This is a genomic window from Nocardia wallacei (genome assembly GCF_014466955.1).
Lineage (GTDB): Bacteria > Actinomycetota > Actinomycetes > Mycobacteriales > Mycobacteriaceae > Nocardia > Nocardia wallacei.
Window position 1 is genome coordinate 3,506,353 of the sequence record NZ_AP023396.1, and the last position, 14,627, is coordinate 3,520,979.

At 70.0% G+C, this 14,627-nt stretch carries 16 protein-coding genes; 6 read left to right on the forward strand and 10 right to left on the reverse strand.

The genetic code is table 11. The features are described from left to right. Positions 1-13 precede the first annotated feature (13 nt). Complete coding sequence (locus NWFMUON74_RS15555; protein WP_187688495.1) at positions 14-754, reverse strand: L,D-transpeptidase; 741 nt, start codon at positions 752-754, stop codon at positions 14-16. Between the two features lie 220 nt (positions 755-974). On the opposite strand from NWFMUON74_RS15555, the gene NWFMUON74_RS15560 reads away from it, so the two are divergent. Beyond that, complete coding sequence (locus NWFMUON74_RS15560) at positions 975-2,231, forward strand: alpha/beta hydrolase (protein ID WP_187688496.1); 1,257 nt, start codon at positions 975-977, stop codon at positions 2,229-2,231. A 243-nt stretch (positions 2,232-2,474) separates the two neighbouring features. Here NWFMUON74_RS15560 and NWFMUON74_RS15565 read toward each other — a convergent pair whose 3' ends face one another. Beyond that, entirely contained in the window at positions 2,475-3,131 is a 657-nt protein-coding gene (locus NWFMUON74_RS15565) for a cyclodeaminase/cyclohydrolase family protein (protein ID WP_187688497.1), read from the reverse strand. Positions 3,132-3,341: 210 nt separating this feature from the next. On the opposite strand from NWFMUON74_RS15565, the gene NWFMUON74_RS15570 reads away from it, so the two are divergent. Continuing rightward, positions 3,342-4,379 (forward strand): LLM class F420-dependent oxidoreductase, encoded by a 1,038-nt coding sequence (locus tag NWFMUON74_RS15570; protein ID WP_187688498.1) that lies wholly within the window; start codon positions 3,342-3,344, stop codon positions 4,377-4,379. A 21-nt stretch (positions 4,380-4,400) separates the two neighbouring features. Here NWFMUON74_RS15570 and NWFMUON74_RS15575 read toward each other — a convergent pair whose 3' ends face one another. The 7 genes from NWFMUON74_RS15575 to NWFMUON74_RS15605 all read right to left on the reverse strand — a co-directional run bounded on the left by NWFMUON74_RS15575 (position 4,401) and on the right by NWFMUON74_RS15605 (position 10,217). Next, entirely contained in the window at positions 4,401-4,739 is a 339-nt protein-coding gene (locus tag NWFMUON74_RS15575) for an STAS domain-containing protein (protein ID WP_187689183.1), read from the reverse strand. A gap of 203 nt (positions 4,740-4,942) precedes the next feature. After that, positions 4,943-7,255 carry a SpoIIE family protein phosphatase gene (locus NWFMUON74_RS15580; protein ID WP_187688499.1) on the reverse strand — a complete coding sequence of 771 codons (2,313 nt, stop codon included), beginning with the start codon at positions 7,253-7,255 and terminating at the stop codon, positions 4,943-4,945. Further along, the gene (locus NWFMUON74_RS15585) at positions 7,252-7,884 is read right to left on the reverse strand and encodes a SpoIIE family protein phosphatase (protein WP_187688500.1); all 633 of its coding nucleotides are present in this window, start codon (positions 7,882-7,884) and stop codon (positions 7,252-7,254) included. Before NWFMUON74_RS15585 ends, NWFMUON74_RS15580 begins: the two co-directional genes overlap by 4 nt. Continuing rightward, positions 7,877-8,257 carry an ATP-binding protein gene (locus tag NWFMUON74_RS15590; protein WP_187689184.1) on the reverse strand — a complete coding sequence of 127 codons (381 nt, stop codon included), beginning with the start codon at positions 8,255-8,257 and terminating at the stop codon, positions 7,877-7,879. Before NWFMUON74_RS15590 ends, NWFMUON74_RS15585 begins: the two co-directional genes overlap by 8 nt. Positions 8,258-8,292: 35 nt before the next feature. After that, on the reverse strand, positions 8,293-8,667 hold the full coding sequence (locus NWFMUON74_RS15595) for an STAS domain-containing protein (protein WP_187688501.1): 375 nt from the start codon (positions 8,665-8,667) through the stop codon (positions 8,293-8,295). A gap of 14 nt (positions 8,668-8,681) precedes the next feature. Then, complete coding sequence (locus NWFMUON74_RS15600; protein WP_187688502.1) at positions 8,682-9,575, reverse strand: STAS domain-containing protein; 894 nt, start codon at positions 9,573-9,575, stop codon at positions 8,682-8,684. Positions 9,576-9,704: 129 nt separating this feature from the next. Continuing rightward, complete coding sequence (locus tag NWFMUON74_RS15605; RefSeq protein ID WP_187688503.1) at positions 9,705-10,217, reverse strand: MarR family winged helix-turn-helix transcriptional regulator; 513 nt, start codon at positions 10,215-10,217, stop codon at positions 9,705-9,707. Between the two features lie 235 nt (positions 10,218-10,452). Here NWFMUON74_RS15605 and NWFMUON74_RS15610 point away from each other — a divergent pair, with 235 nt between their 5' ends. Beyond that, positions 10,453-12,129, forward strand: a complete 1,677-nt coding sequence (locus NWFMUON74_RS15610; RefSeq protein WP_187688504.1) for a fumarate hydratase — start codon at positions 10,453-10,455, stop codon at positions 12,127-12,129. A 7-nt stretch (positions 12,130-12,136) separates the two neighbouring features. Here the strand turns inward: NWFMUON74_RS15610 and NWFMUON74_RS15615 are convergent, their stop codons facing one another. After that, positions 12,137-12,289, reverse strand: coding sequence for a hypothetical protein (locus tag NWFMUON74_RS15615; protein ID WP_187688505.1), 153 nt, complete (start codon positions 12,287-12,289; stop codon positions 12,137-12,139). Between the two features lie 177 nt (positions 12,290-12,466). Here NWFMUON74_RS15615 and NWFMUON74_RS15620 point away from each other — a divergent pair, with 177 nt between their 5' ends. The 3 genes from NWFMUON74_RS15620 to NWFMUON74_RS15630 all read left to right on the forward strand — a co-directional run bounded on the left by NWFMUON74_RS15620 (position 12,467) and on the right by NWFMUON74_RS15630 (position 14,580). Beyond that, positions 12,467-12,949: a M15 family metallopeptidase gene (locus NWFMUON74_RS15620; protein WP_187688506.1), complete on the forward strand. Its 483-nt coding sequence runs from the start codon at positions 12,467-12,469 to the stop codon at positions 12,947-12,949. Positions 12,950-13,121: 172 nt separating this feature from the next. Then, positions 13,122-13,370 carry a hypothetical protein gene (locus NWFMUON74_RS15625; protein WP_187688507.1) on the forward strand — a complete coding sequence of 83 codons (249 nt, stop codon included), beginning with the start codon at positions 13,122-13,124 and terminating at the stop codon, positions 13,368-13,370. A 244-nt stretch (positions 13,371-13,614) separates the two neighbouring features. Continuing rightward, positions 13,615-14,580 (forward strand): helix-turn-helix transcriptional regulator, encoded by a 966-nt coding sequence (locus NWFMUON74_RS15630; RefSeq protein WP_187688508.1) that lies wholly within the window; start codon positions 13,615-13,617, stop codon positions 14,578-14,580. The last annotated feature ends 47 nt before the right edge of the window (positions 14,581-14,627 follow it).

A 14,627-nucleotide genomic window follows, 5' to 3' on the forward strand; every position in this document is an offset into this window, starting at 1 on the left:
GGGGGCCGGTCGATTACCAGTGCACCGTCACCGGGTCACCCACGGCGACAGTGTTGTAGTACCACTGGGCGTCGTCGGGCGGCAGGTTGATGCAGCCGTGGCTGACATTGGCGTTACCCTGCGAGTCCACCGACCACGGTGCCGAGTGGACGAAGACTCCGCCCCAGGTCAGCCGCTCGGCGAACTCACCGGTGAGCAGATAGCCGTCCGGATCGCTGAGCGGGATGCCGATCGTGCGGGAGTCGAAGGTGATACTCCGGAACTTCTCCATCACCGGGAACGTGCCGACCGGCGTCTCGTGGCCGGGCTTGCCCATCGAGGCGGGCATCACCCGCGGCGGTTGACCGGGGACGTACACGGTGAAGGTGTGCGCGGACATGTCGGCGTCGGCGGTGGTGCCGCCGCCGGTTCGGAAGTCCGTGCGGGCGTTGCCGACGGTGACCGTCAGCGGGGTGTTCGCGGGCAGGAATCCGGCGGGATGCCAGACCAGCTCGCTGTCACCGTTCCACGTGAACGTGCCGTCCAGGGTGCCGACGCGGACCGCGTGCTCGGCGCGGGCCCGATCGGCGACCGGGGCGGCGAAACGGACGGTGACCGGATGCGCGATGCCGACGACCGCGCCGTCGGCCGGTGAAATCGATTGCACGGGTGAGAGCTGCGGTGCCACCCTCACCGCCGCCGCCGTGCCGGATGTGATCGCCGCGAGCGCCGCGATCAGGATCGCCAGGAACAGATGCCTGATCATGTTCCGCATGGCTCCACCCCCTCAGGTGTGGTTATGAGACGTTCATCTTAGATCTCCATGATCATGTACGCCTCCGGAATGTTTTCGGTTCGTGATCAAAAGGTGGCCTGTCGCAACATATCTCGCAGCAGTCCATCTGTTATGGGCGTACCCGTTGTCTCGTCCCGTAACCGGACATATCGGACGGTTGCGCGGCGCTCGGCCGCGCGGCTCCGTAGCATCGGGGATCGTGCTGCGAGGCGAGGTGGAGGCCGGGGCCGGGGAAACGGCGGCGGACGCCGCCGCGCGACCGCGGCGGCGATGGTGGACGCCGGTGCGCGGCCTGCTGCTGTCCGTCGCGGTGCTGCTGGGGCTCTACACATTGCTCGCACAGCTGCTCGCCCTCCTGCCCGTGCCGTGGACGCGGCCGCTGCTGCGAGTAAGTTTCGCGCAACTCGTCGTGCTGGGCCTGGGCTGGTTCCGCGACTGGCTCGGCTCATGGAACCTCGTGCTCGCCTGCGCCGCGGTGCTCGCGGCGCTGCTGGCGGTCCGGCTGCGCGGCACGTGGCCGACCGGGGCGATCACCGCGGTGACCGCGGCGGGACTGGTGATGTGCCTGGTCACCGCCACCGGGCTGGCGCTGTCCGCGCACACGGCGACCGGCCGATGGGTGCTGTTCGCGCCGATCCCCCTAGTCACCGCGGGGAAATCGCCGGACGAGACGATCACCTACGCGACCCTCGACGGTCAGCCGCTGCGGGCGGATCTGTACCTGCCCGCCGCCCGGCCGGACCCGGCGCCGCTGGTGGTGCACATCCACGGCGGCGGATTCGTCGGCGGCAGCAAGGGGCCCGGCCCGTACAACCACTGGCTCGCCGAGCAGGGCTACGCCGTCCTCGACGTGGACTACCGGCTGGCCGACGCCGACCACCCGCGCTGGAACACCGAGGACGCCGATGTCGGCTGCGCGCTGACGTGGGCGGCGGCGCACGCCCGGAAATACCGCTGGGACCTCGAGCGCGTCGCCACCTTCGGCGGCTCGGCGGGCGGCAACCTCGCGATCAACGTGGCGTACAAGGCCAACGCGGGACGTCTGCGGCCCAGTTGCGGCACCGCCACGGAATTGCCGAAGGTGCGCGCGGTGGTCGCCGTCTACCCGGCCGTGGACCTCAGCGGTTCCGCGGCCGACACCGCACAGGGCGAGTCGCTGTCCCGGCAATACCTCGGCGGCCCGGCCGCCACTTTCCCGGAGCGCTACGCCGCCACCGACTCCGCGCCCCAGATCACCCCGGCCGCCCCGCCGACCCTGCTCTTCCACGGCCGCGGTGACCATCTCGTCTTCGCCTCGCGCACAGCCGAATTCGCGGACGAGCTGACCGCGGCCGGGGTTGCCAACCGCCTCGTCGAACTACCGTATCTCGACCACGGCTTCGACACCGAAGCCCTCAACACCGGCGCCCAGGTCGGCCGCGCCATCGCCCTCGACTGGCTGGACCGCCACACGTGAGGGATGCATTTCTTGGCCTCCGCTTCGCTGCGGCGGGTTTTCGGCGCCCTGTGGCTCGGTTTTCGGGTGCCGCTGCTGGCTCCTTCGTCGCGAACGCAGCGGCACCCGAAAACCGAGCCGCGCCGAAAACCGTTGTGGCTGCTGGGGGCGCGAAGGGTCGGTCGTCGCTGCGCAGCGGCACCCGAATCCGAGCCGCGCCGGACAGCGTTGTGGTTGCGGGGGCGGGAAGAGTCGCTGGGGCGGTCAGCTCGTGATGGCGGCTACTACGTCGGCGTGCAGGGCATCGGCGCGAGCGACGATCTCCTCTATGGTGCGCAGGGCGGGGGCGAATTCGGCGCCGTGGTCCTCGTGCAGGGAGGCGACGTTGATGGCGATGTTCAGCTGTGAGCTGGTGGCGGCGGCGCGGGCGGCGTCGGCGGCCGCGCCGATGTCGGTCACCACGTTCGGGTTGCCGATCGGCAGCAGATCTGTTGCCAGGGAAAGGATTTCGTCCGCCTCGGCGACGACGGCGGCGGGCACCCGAGCGGCCTGCAGTAGCGCGGCCGTGATCGCCTCGGTGCGGGCGGCGGTCTCGGTGTCGGTCGACTTGGGCAGCTTGTAGGCCGCGCCGACCGCGGTGAAGGCGGCCGCGTCGGCCTCGGCGAGCGCCAGCGCGCGCTCGCGGGCCGCGTCGGCGGCGGCGATGATGCGGTCGATCACGGGACGGTTGTCGGCGTCCTTGGCGCGGGTGGTGTAGCGGGCCACCATGGCCACCAGCGCGGCCCCCTGCGCGGCGTGCAGGGCGGCCACCGCGCCGCCGCCGGGCGCCGGGATCTTCGCCGCCAGATCCTCGAGGTACCGCCCGATCGCCGCCTCCCCGAACGTCGTGGTCTGCGGCGACGACGTGGTGTCCTGAGACATGCTGCGGGGCCTCCCGTTTCGAAGATCGGCATGCGGTTCGCCGACAACCGTACCGGGCGCGGCGGGGCCGTCCGACGCGAGGCCGGTACCGGGGCGCGTCCGCCCTCACGACCGGGGCGCCCCGGCAGGCGGTGACGGCCACGCCGAAGTCCTGTCCGGCGCGCCGCCCTGGGCGCGGACGGCACGGGAAGACTGGGTAGGTTCGGGTCCATGCGTATCGGACTGGGCATCAACTATGCGGGCGGCTTCAAAGAGGTGGCGGCGGAGGTCGCCGATCTGGAGCGGGCGGGCCTCGACATCGCCTTCGTGCCCGAGGCGTACTCCTACGACGCCGTCAGCGGGCTGGGCTACCTCGCCGCCAAGACCGAACGCGTGCAATTGGCCTCCGGCATCCTGCAGCTCTACACCCGCACCCCCACGCTGACCGCCATGACCGCCGCCGGTCTGGACTACGTCTCCGACGGCCGCTACATCCTCGGCCTGGGCGCGTCCGGCCCGCAGGTGATCGAGGGCTTCCACGGCGTGCCCTACGACGCGCCGATCGGCCGCACGCGCGAGGTGGTCGAGATCTGCCGCCGGGTGTGGCGGCGCGAGCGGCTGGAATTCGAGGGCAAGTACTACACGATCCCACTGCCCGCCGATCGGGGCACCGGCCTCGGCAAGCCGCTGAAGCTGATCAATCACCCGGTGCGGGACCGGATTCCGGTGCTGCTGGCCGCGCTCGGCCCGAAGAACGTCGAACTCGCGGCCGAGATCGCCGAGGGCTGGCAGCCGATCTTCTTCCTGCCCGAGAAGGCGAACGACGTCTGGGGCGACGCGCTGGCCGCCGGGAAGGCCAAGCGCGACGCGGCCCTGGGCGAGCTGGACGTGTACGCCGGACCTGCCCTGGCCATCGGCGACAATGTCGAGGGCCTGCGCGAGTTCGTCAAGCCGCACCTGGCGTTGTACATCGGCGGCATGGGCGCCAAGGGCAAGAACTTCTACCACACACTGGCCACCAAGTACGGCTACGGCGCCGAGGCCGACCGCATCCAGGAGCTGTATCTGGCCGGTGAGAAGGACGCGGCGGCCGCGACCGTGCCCGACGAACTGGTCCGCGACATCTCCCTGATCGGTCCGGCCGGCTTCGTCAAGGAACGTGTCGCGGCCTTCCGCGAGGCGGGCGTCACGGTACTGAACGTGGTCCCGCTGGCCGGCACCCCGGCCGAGCGGGTCGAGCTGATCGAGCAGCTGCGCGACCTGGTCTGAGCCGCCGCGGCCGGGCGCGCGTCAGCCTTCGCGCAGCCCGGCCAGGGCTTCGTCCAAGGTCGGATGCAGGGCGAAGACCTGGTCGAGATTGGTCATCTTGAGCTGGCGTCCCGTGGCCGGACCGTCGGCGACCACCGCGATGCGGGTCGATTGCCCGGCCCGCTGGTGCGCGCCGACGAGTGCGGCCATCCCGGCGGAGGCCAGGAACGTCACCTGCAGCAGGTCGATGATCAAGGCCGCCGGGCTGCCGCTCAGCGCCGCATCGATCGCGTTCTCCAGTGCGGGTGCGGTCGCCAGGTCGACCTCACCGGCCACCGTGAGGACGGTCGCTTCGTCGTGCACCGAGACCGAGGTGGTCATCGCGTCGGCGAGGGGATACGCGTCTCCGGAAGTATTGGTCACATCAAGACAATCTGCCATGAACCCGCTCTCCCCGCTGCATCGTCGTCGTATTGACCGGTGTTTCGTAGTTCTGCCCGCCGCGAAAACCGCAGGTGCACGGGTGTTCCGGACGGCAGCGAGCGGTCGCTGGCGGGATTGCGCCGCCGTGTCGCCTCTGCGCATCAGATCCGGCTGGCGGCCGAGAAGGTGACCGCGGGCAGCTTCACGACCATCCGCACCAGGGTACCCACGCCGGTGTTGTCGATGACGAGTTCGTCGGTCAGCGCGCGCATCATGGCGATACCGCGCCCGCGCGGGCCCGGGTCCTCCGGCAGCGGCCGCCAGACGCCGGTGTCGGCGACCTCGATGGTGACCTGATTGATCGCGCAGTCGGCGGTGAGCACCATATCGCCCGGCGCACCGCCCAGATAGGCGTGCTCGATGCTGTTGCTGCACGCCTCGTTGGCGGCGGCGACGATATCGGCGGCCAGTTCCTGCGGGACCGCGGCCGCGCTCAGCCACGCCGCCAGCTCGCGGCGCACGGCGGCGAGGCGGCCCGCCTCGGCCGGCACGTCCACCCGCAGCGGCCGCGGCGGCTGCCGGTAGACCACCATGGCCACGTCGTCGTCGTAACCGCCGGCCGGGCGCAGCCGGGACAGCACCGCGTCGGCGACCTCGCGAGGCGGGTCGTCGGCGGCGCCGGACAATTCGTCGGCCAGTTCGTCGAAGCGCATATTGATGTCGATGCCGCGCTGTTCGACGAGCCCGTCGGTGAACAGCACCAGGGTCGACCCCGGGGCGAGCGGCGTGGTGGCCTCCGGACGCTGGGGCGGATCGAACGTCGCCAGCGGCACCGCGCGCCCGCCCTCGAGAAGTCGGCCCTTGCCGCCCGGATCGGCCAGCACCGGCGGCATGTGCCCGGCGCTGGAATAGCGGATCAGGCCGCGCTCGGGATCGAGGATGGCCGCGCACACCGTCGTGCACATCGCGCCCGGGATGCTGGCGGCGACGGTGTCGAGTTCCCCGAGCAGCTGGGCCGGGCCCGCGCCGCGCAGCAGCAGAGCCCGTGCGGCCGTGCGCAATTGGCCCATCACCACCGCGGCCGACAACCCACGCCCGACGCAGTCGCCGACCACCAGGCCGATGGTGCCGTTGCGCAGCGGCACCACGTCGTACCAGTCGCCGCCGATCTCCAGCGGCGGCAGCGCCGGTTCGTAGTGCACCGAGAACCGCGGCGGCAGTTCGATCGGGCCGAGCATCGCGCGTTGCAGCGTGAGCGAGGTGGAGCGAGCCTGGTCGAAGTTGCGGGCGCGCTGCACGGCCAGGCTGAGATGCCCGACCAGCAGCGAGAACAACGCCCAGTCACCGGGACTGATGGCCCGCGGCGCGGCGAAGCGCAACCACAGCGCGGCATCACCGGTCTCGCCCAGCGGGGCCACGATGCCCTCCGAGGTGGAGGCACCCTCCGGGATCGCGAACATCGTCCGGCCCGGTCGCATCCGGGCCCGGTCGAGTAGCGCCCGCGCCCGGGCGTCGAGCACCTGGCGGGAGACCGCCGCCTCGGATTCCGTTGCGCCGGTGGACGATTCGCTGCCTTCCGGCTCGGCGTCCGGATTGTCGCCGCCGGTGCTCGCCACCGGTCCGGACACGTACAGTTCGGGCCCGGTCTGACGGTTCGGCCACACCGACACCACCGCCGTCTCGGCCCCGATCGCGCGGCGCAGTTCCTCGAGCCCCACCGTGAGCACCTCGACCACGCTGGTGCCGCCCGCCACGGCGGTGGCCAGCCGCGACACCGCTTGATCGCGGGCCTGCGCGTCGTGCTCGGCGGTGACGTCGCGGATGGTGCCGACGAAGATGCGCTCGTCGTCCTCGGGTTTCACCAGCGACGAGGTGCTCACCGCCAGCCACAGTCGCCGGCCGTCGCGGTGGCACACCGGCATCACGAACCGGGCCGCCTCGGTGCCCAGATCCGGATACTTCCCGCCGTCGTCGGCTGCCCACGGGTGCGGCAAGGGATAGGGCGCGCCGTCGGGGCCGTAGCCGGTGATGGCGCCGAAGGCGGAGTTCACCTCGGTCAGGGTGCCCCGCGAATCGGCGACGAAGAAGCCGTCCTGCAGCGATTCGACCAGCGCCGTGCGGAACGCGTCGCGCCCCTCCAGGTCCTCGGTGCGCAGCCGCTGCAATTCGTAGCTGCGGTTGATGTCGAGGAAGCCGCGGGTCGCCACGTCCAGCGCGGCGAGGGTCTGCAGCAGGAATTCCAGCGCGGCCTCGGCGCGATTGCCCGTCTCGGTGCCCTTGGCGGCGTCGACCAGACCGGCGCGGTCGAGGAGGCGGAAGTGGTGTTCGGTGAGATCGAGGATGCTCACGCCCTCGACCAGGGCACGGCGGCCGAGCTCGTACCCTTCGGCGAGGGTGTTCTGGGTGGGCGAATCCAGGTGCAGCCGAAGGGCGTTCGCGTAGGCGTCGCGGAATGCCGCGAGCACGGCGCTCACGGCGCCGGATCCGTGTGCCCGCGGTGCCGGGCCGCCAGCACCAGCGCGTCGTCGGTGTCCTTGGCGTGGCGGCCGAGGATGTCGGCGGTGATGTCGGCGGTGGATTTGGCCAGATCGATGGCGTCGACGAAGTCGTCCACGATGCCGTCGGTGGACATCAGCAGCAGATCGCCGGGGCGCACCGCGACCGTCTGGGTCTGCAGATTGGGAGGCAGCAGATAGCCGACGATGCCGCCGGTCAGCAGGGCGGTCGCGCGCAGGGCGGGTTTGCCGGGCCCGGCCGTCACCACCCGCGACTCCACGTTCCCGACGCCGAGCCAGTGCAACTCGTCCTCGGAACTGAACAGCGCCAGCGACACCGCCGCCCCGCGGGTGTCGGCCATGGCGCGATGACACAGCACCATCAGCACGTCGAGCGGTTCGGCGCGATTCTCCGACAGCACCTGGCCCGCCCGGTCGGCGGCCTCACCGGCCGCGGCGCCGTGGCCCAGCCCGTCGAGCACCGCGAACAGCACCGCGCCGCCCCCGGCGTCCAGCACCACCGATCGATCCCCCGATACCTTCTGACCGGGTAGGGCACGGCCCGCGACCGCCCACTCGACCGCGCCGATGTAGCCGTCCTCATACACCGGTGGGTACCCACTTCCACATTTCCACCAGCGTGCCCTGCCCGGGCGCGGACTCCACCAGCAGCCGATCCATCAGCCGCTTGGCGCCCGGCAAGCCCAGGCCCAGGCCCCGCCCGGTGGAATAGCCGTCCTCCAGGGCGCGGGCGATATCGGGAATGCCGGGCCCCTGGTCCTGGGCCTGCACGACGAGCGCGCGACGGCCCTCCCGCTCTTCCACGGTCACGCGGACCTCGCCGGTGCCCGCATAGCTGGTGATATTGCGGGCCACCTCCGAGATGGCCGTGGAGATCATGGTGATGTCGGTCAGGGTGAAGCCCAGCTTGGCAGCCAGCTCCCGCCCGGCCTGACGCGCGGTCACGATGTCGTTGGACATCTTGACCGCGATCACCACGTTGTCAGCGGTCACGGTCACGAACCATCTCGCTGGAAGGTGGCGAACTTTCTGTTGAGCCAGGCCAGCCCTTCCTCGAGGTCGAGCGCGGTATGCATGTCTTCGAACGTCAGGCCCAGTTGCACCATGGCGAACGCGACCTCCGGCTGCAGCCCGACGATCACCGTCTGGGCGCCGCGCAGTTTGGTCATGTGCACGATGGTGCGCAAGGAACGGGCGGCGAAGGAGTCCATCACATCGATCGCGGTGACGTCGACGATGATGCCCTTCGCGCGGTATTTGCTGACGTACTTCATCAAGTCGTCCTGCAGCCGCTCGGTATCGGCATCGGTCAGTGCCGACTGCACGGACGCGATGAGGTAGGTGCCCTGTTTCAGAATGGGTACCGGCATGGGGGCGCCCCGGGTCAGCGTCCGTGTCGATCGGTCACGCGGGAGACCTCGTAGCCGAGCAGCCGCTCCGCCTCCTCGATACCGCCCTGCAGGTCACCGACCGCCTTTATCTTCGACAGATCGAGGCCTATGGTCACCAGGACCAGCGCGATCTCCGAGGACAGGCCGGTGATGATCACGCTGGCGCCCATCAGGCCCGACGCGTCGACCGTCTGCACGAGGTGGTTGGCCACCGTGGAGTCGATCGAGGGCACACCGGTGATGTCGATGACGACCAGCTTCGCGCGGTTGGCGCGGATGGCCCGCAGCAGCTGCTCGGTGAGCTGGCGGGCCCGCTGACTGTCCAGCACACCGATGATGGGCAGGATGAGCAGCTGTTCGCGCACCTGCAGGACCGGCGTGGACAGCTCGCGGATGGCCTCCTGCTGCTGGCGGATGACGCGCTCGCGCTCCTGCACGAAGGACACGGCCACGGTGTTGGCGATGCGGTTGGCGGCCGGTTCGTACGCGTCGAGTACGCGTTTGAGCAGGTCGAAATTGGACTGGTATTTCTCGAACAGGCTGCGCGCCAGCACATCTCGCAGCAGCAGCACGATGCCGATGACCTCGTCGGTCTCGACGCCACGGGGAATGATGCGCTCGGACAGATCGCGGGCGTACGCCTGCAGCGCCTCGACGCTACCGGTTTCCAACACCTCGACGTAGTTGTCGTAGACCGAGGTCGCCTCGGAGAAGATCTCCTCCGGCGTCATAGCGGTCAGCAGCTGGGCATCCGTGATGCGGCGCGCCCATTCCTCGCGGAGCTCTGTGCGATTCTGACGCAGGTGTTCGACCAACTCCGGGAGGAGGTTGTCGACCTGGCCGGTCGGCCGGGAATCCGGCGACAGACCGATGGACACGTCGGACATTGGAAACTCCTGCCCCTTTCGTAAGGGTAGGTGGCTACTCGTCAGGTGACTCGCACGGCTGCAATCCAGCATGCCACTACGAGCCTAGTCTTACCCGATACCCGCTGAGACACAAAACAAACATCCCCGTCAGGGGATGTTTCGGTCCTCCGGCGGGGCAGGGGAGGCTGGGTGCGGGGCCTCGCCCGGTCTTCGGTGATGGGCCAGCAGGGTGTCGTAGATGTCGGCGAGGGCGGTGAGCTGGTCGCGGTCGAGCACGTCGATCATGTGCCTGCGCACGCTGGCGACGTGTGCGGGTGCGGCGGTGTCGAGCACGTCCGCGCCCTTGCCGGTGAGCACGGCCGCGGTGCGGCGGGCGTCGTCGGGGATCGATTCGCGGGCCACCAGCCCGCGCTTCTCCATCCGGGTGATCTGATGCGACAGCCGGCTCTGCGACCACTCCAGCACGGCGGCCAGTTCGGCGAAGCTGCGCCGGTGGTCGGGGGCGTCGGCCAGGCGGGCCAGCACCGTGTACTCGACATAGGTGAGATTCGAGGCGCGCAGCGAATCGCGTCCGACCGCCGCGGCGATGAGATCGCGAGTGAACACGAAACCGAGCCACGCGCGCTTCTCGAGATCGTCGAGCCAACGGGGTTCGGTCACGATTCCTCTCCAGGTCCCTGATACGTCATGCTATTGCCTCCCCGGCCTCGGCCACCACTCCTGACGACAGGTACACCCCCATTGTTGAAGGTGCAACCTTTGTGACCCCGATGAGATTAGGCTTGCCTGAGATCGGGCCGGCATCGGGTGCTGGCTAGAGTCGAATCGCTTGGATTCACCCGGCTGCCCGTGCGCCCGTGCGCCGCAGCCCCTCGTCGAGGAGTGTGTGCGAAACGTGTCCGCGCCTGAGTTCCTGTATTCGGATCTGCTGCCGATCGGTGCGGACGAGACGCCGTACCGGCTGCTGACCACCGAGGGCGTGCGCACGTTCGAGGCGGGCGGGCGGACCTTCCTGGAGGTCGAGCCGGAGGTGCTGCGCCTGCTCACCGCCGAGGCCATGCACGACATCAGCCACTACCTGCGCCCGGCGCACCTGGCGCAGCTGCGCCGGATCATCGACGATCCGGAATCCTCCGGCAACGACCGGTTCGTGGCGCTGGACCTGCTGAAGAACGTCAACATCTCCGCCGGCGGCATCCTGCCGATGTGCCAGGACACCGGCACCGCGATCGTGATGGGCAAGAAGTCCGAGGGCGTGCTCACCGGCGCCGACGACGCGGAGTGGATCAGCCGCGGCGTGTACGACGCGTACACGAAGCTGAACCTGCGGTACTCGCAGCTGGCGCCGCTGACCATGTGGGACGAGAAGAACACCGGCTCGAACCTGCCCGCGCAGGTCGAATTGTATTCGGCGGCGGGCGATCCCGCGCATCCGGCGTACAAGTTCCTGTTCATGGCCAAGGGCGGCGGCTCGGCGAACAAGTCGTTCCTGTACCAGGAGACCAAGGCCGTCCTGAACCCGGAGCGGATGCTCGAGTTCCTGGACGAGAAGATCCGCTCGCTCGGCACCGCGGCCTGCCCGCCCTATCACCTGGCGGTCGTGATCGGCGGTACCAGTGCGGAATTCGCCCTCAAGACAGCGAAATACGCCTCGGCGCACTATCTGGACGACCTGCCGACCGAGGGCTCGATGGCCGCGCACGGCTTCCGTGATCTGGCGCTGGAGGAGGAGGTCTTCAGGCTGACCCAATCCTTCGGCATCGGTGCGCAGTTCGGCGGCAAGTACTTCTGCCACGACGTGCGGGTCGTCCGGCTGCCGCGGCACGGCGCGAGCTGCCCGGTGGCGATCGCGGTGTCCTGCTCGGCCGACCGGCAGGCGCTGGCCAAGATCACTCCCGAGGGCGTGTTCCTGGAGCAGCTGGAACGTGAACCGGCGCAATACCTTCCGGAGCAGACCGATGCCATCCTCGGCGGCGACGTGGTGCGGATCGACCTCAACCGGCCGATGTCGGAGATCCGCGCCGAGCTGTCGAAGTACCCGGTGAAGACCCGGCTGTCGCTGACCGGGCCGCTGGTGGTGGCCCGCGACATCGCGCACGCCAAGATCAAGGAGCGGCTGGACGCGGGCGAGCCGATGCCGGAGTATCTGCGCGACATGGCCGTCTACTACGCCGGTCCGGCCAAGACGCCCGACGGATACGCGTCCGGCTCGTTCGGGCCGACGACGGCCGGGCGGATGGATTCCTACGTCGACCAGTTCCAGGCGGCGGGCGGCTCATTCGTCATGCTGGCCAAGGGGAATCGCTCGGCCCAGGTGACCAGAGCGTGCAAGGAGCACGGCGGGTTCTACCTCGGCTCGATCGGCGGCCCGGCGGCCCGGCTGGCGCTGGACTGCATCAAGAACGTCGAGGTCCTCGAATACCCCGAACTCGGCATGGAGGCCGTGTGGAAGATCGAGGTCGAGGATTTCCCGGCGTTCATCGTGGTCGACGACAAGGGCAACGACTTCTTCGCCGAGACGCAGAAGCCGATCGCGCTGCGGGTGCGCACCCGCTCCAAGGAACGGGTCTGAGCGCGTCTCATCGCGCGGCGGTCCGCACCGCGGTCACGTAGTTGTCGCGGGCGCCGGAATCGGTTCTCGTCGGGGCTCGGGTGGTGAGCGCCACGAGCGCGGTCGCACCGAGCCCGGCCGCCAGCGACACCAGTACGTGCGCCGTCATCGGAAGTGCCATGACACCCTCCTCGCCGTCGGGCCGACAGACCACCGAACGCCTGTAAAGGTAGCCGGTGGGCGGGGAGTTCGGCCGCGGACACGCAGACGCGCGTCGACGTGCAGGGTGATGGTCCGAAAACTACGGATAGTCCTGTTTGCTGTCGAGTAGCTGTTATCGCTGGATAGGATCTTTCGCATGCTGCGAGGAGTTGTGTGGTCGGTGTTGGTGGTCGGGATCGGGATCGGTGGCTGGGCGGCGCCCGCCGGGCAGGCCGCGCCCGTGTCCACCGAATCCGCCGAGGGCACAGCGGGTCTCGACCCGGCCCTGGCCGCCGCGTACACCCTCGCCGAGCGGCAGGCGCACGCCGAAGGGGTGCCGCTGTCGATCACCTCCGGCTATCGCACGCCCGAGCAGCAGCAAGAACTGTGGCAGGACGGCCTGGCCACCTACGGCAGTCCCGACGCGGCGCGCCGCTGGGTGCTGCCGCCGGAGGAGTCCACCCACGTCCAGGGCCGGGCGGTCGATGTCGGGCCCGAGGAGGGCGCTCGCTGGCTCGAGGACAACGGCAACCGCTGGGGGCTGTGCCGCACCTACGCCAACGAATATTGGCACTTCGAGCTGGCGACCGTGCCGGGCGGCGTGTGCCCGCCCGCCATCCCCGACGCCAGCGAACGCTGAGGGGCCGAGCTGCGAGTGTGGCAACTGTCCAGTTGACAGTTGTTCCCGAAAGACACGCCGATTGTCCTGTGCATTACCGGTGTGGCGAACGCCGGGATCGGTAATCCTGGTGTGCTGGCGGGTTTCCGGCAAACGGCCGGAGGATCCGGACGATCGAAACGATGGAGGTTCGGTGACAGGTCGGGTGCACGGCGCGGACTATTGGTCGGTACCGATCCCACGGCGCGAGGATCGCGCCGAGCGCCGCCCCGCCCCCGCTTGGACCCCCGGCTGGCTGTTACTGGACCTCCCCACCGCCCTCCTCCTCGCCGTCTTCGTCGGTACCGGCTGGCTCGGCTACGCCCAGCCGGGCCCGGCGGAAGCGGACGCCCCCACCCCGACCATGGTGATCCCGGCCGAGCCCCGTCTCACCCCGCCCTGACCGGACGCTAGCCAGTCGAATGCCGGTGTGGCACAGGGCTGTTGCCCGTTGACTTCGCCCGTGGCCGATCATCCGGGCGTGGGCGGACGCACCGGCCGCCGGTGGTACGGACAACCCGTGTGTACCTGGGCATTCGAGCGGGGTGCCTCTCGTCTCGGTGCCGGGCTCGTCCTGGCCCGGCGCACACGGCACGTCGCCCCATCTAGGACAGGACCAGTCCTGGTGGTGCGGCAGGATGCATCGTATGACCGATACCCCTGCTCGTCTGCTGCGCCTGCTGTCGCTGCTGCAGACGCCGCGTGACTGGCCCGGTAGTGAATTGGCCGTGCGGCTGCGGGTGACCGATCGGACGGTGCGGCGGGATATCGAGCGGTTGCGGGCGTTGGGGTATCCGATCGAGGCGACGCTGGGCGCGGCGGGCGGCTACCGGCTGCTGGCGGGGACGGCGATGCCGCCCTTGCTGCTCGACGACGAGGAGGCGGTAGCGGTCGCGGTCGGGCTGCGCGCGGCGGCGGGCCAGGCGGTCGCCGGTATCGAGGAGGCGTCGGTGCGCGCGCTGGCGAAGCTGGAACAGGTGTTGCCCGCGCGCCTACGCCGCCGGGTGAGGGTGGTGAGCACCGCGACCGCGGCCGCCGCGGGCGATAGCCCGAATGCCGACCCCGAGGTGCTCAGCGCCCTCGCCGCCGCCGTCACCAACAAGGAGCGGGTGCGTTTCACCTACCGTGACGCCGCCGGGACCGAGACCCGCCGCCACGTCGAGCCCGCGGGCCTGGCGGTGCGAGGCAGACGCTGGTACGCGGTGGCCTACGACCTCGACCGCGACGACTGGCGCAGCTTCCGCGTGGACCGCGTCGACCGAGCCCAGCCCACCGGCGCCCGCCGCACCCCGCGCACCCTCCCCGCCGCCGACGCCGCCGCCTACCTGGCAGGCGACCGAACCGATTGGGGCACACCGCGATACAACGTGGACATCACCATTCACGCTCCGGCCCACCGGATCACCGGCCGCCTCGGCGAGACGCCGGGAATCCTCGAACCGACCGGCGATCACACCTGCCGCCTACGCACGGACCGCGACGACGACCCCCGCTGGCTCGCCACCCGCCTACTCACCCTCGGAGTGGATTTCGAGATCCGCCGGTCCCCGGAACTGGACCGAGAACTCCGCGACCTACGTGCTGTGATCGGCCGCGCGCTCCGTTCGGCCTGACCATCCCCGGGTCTGCCGCCCGTTGGATCGCCGTCATGGCGTCGACC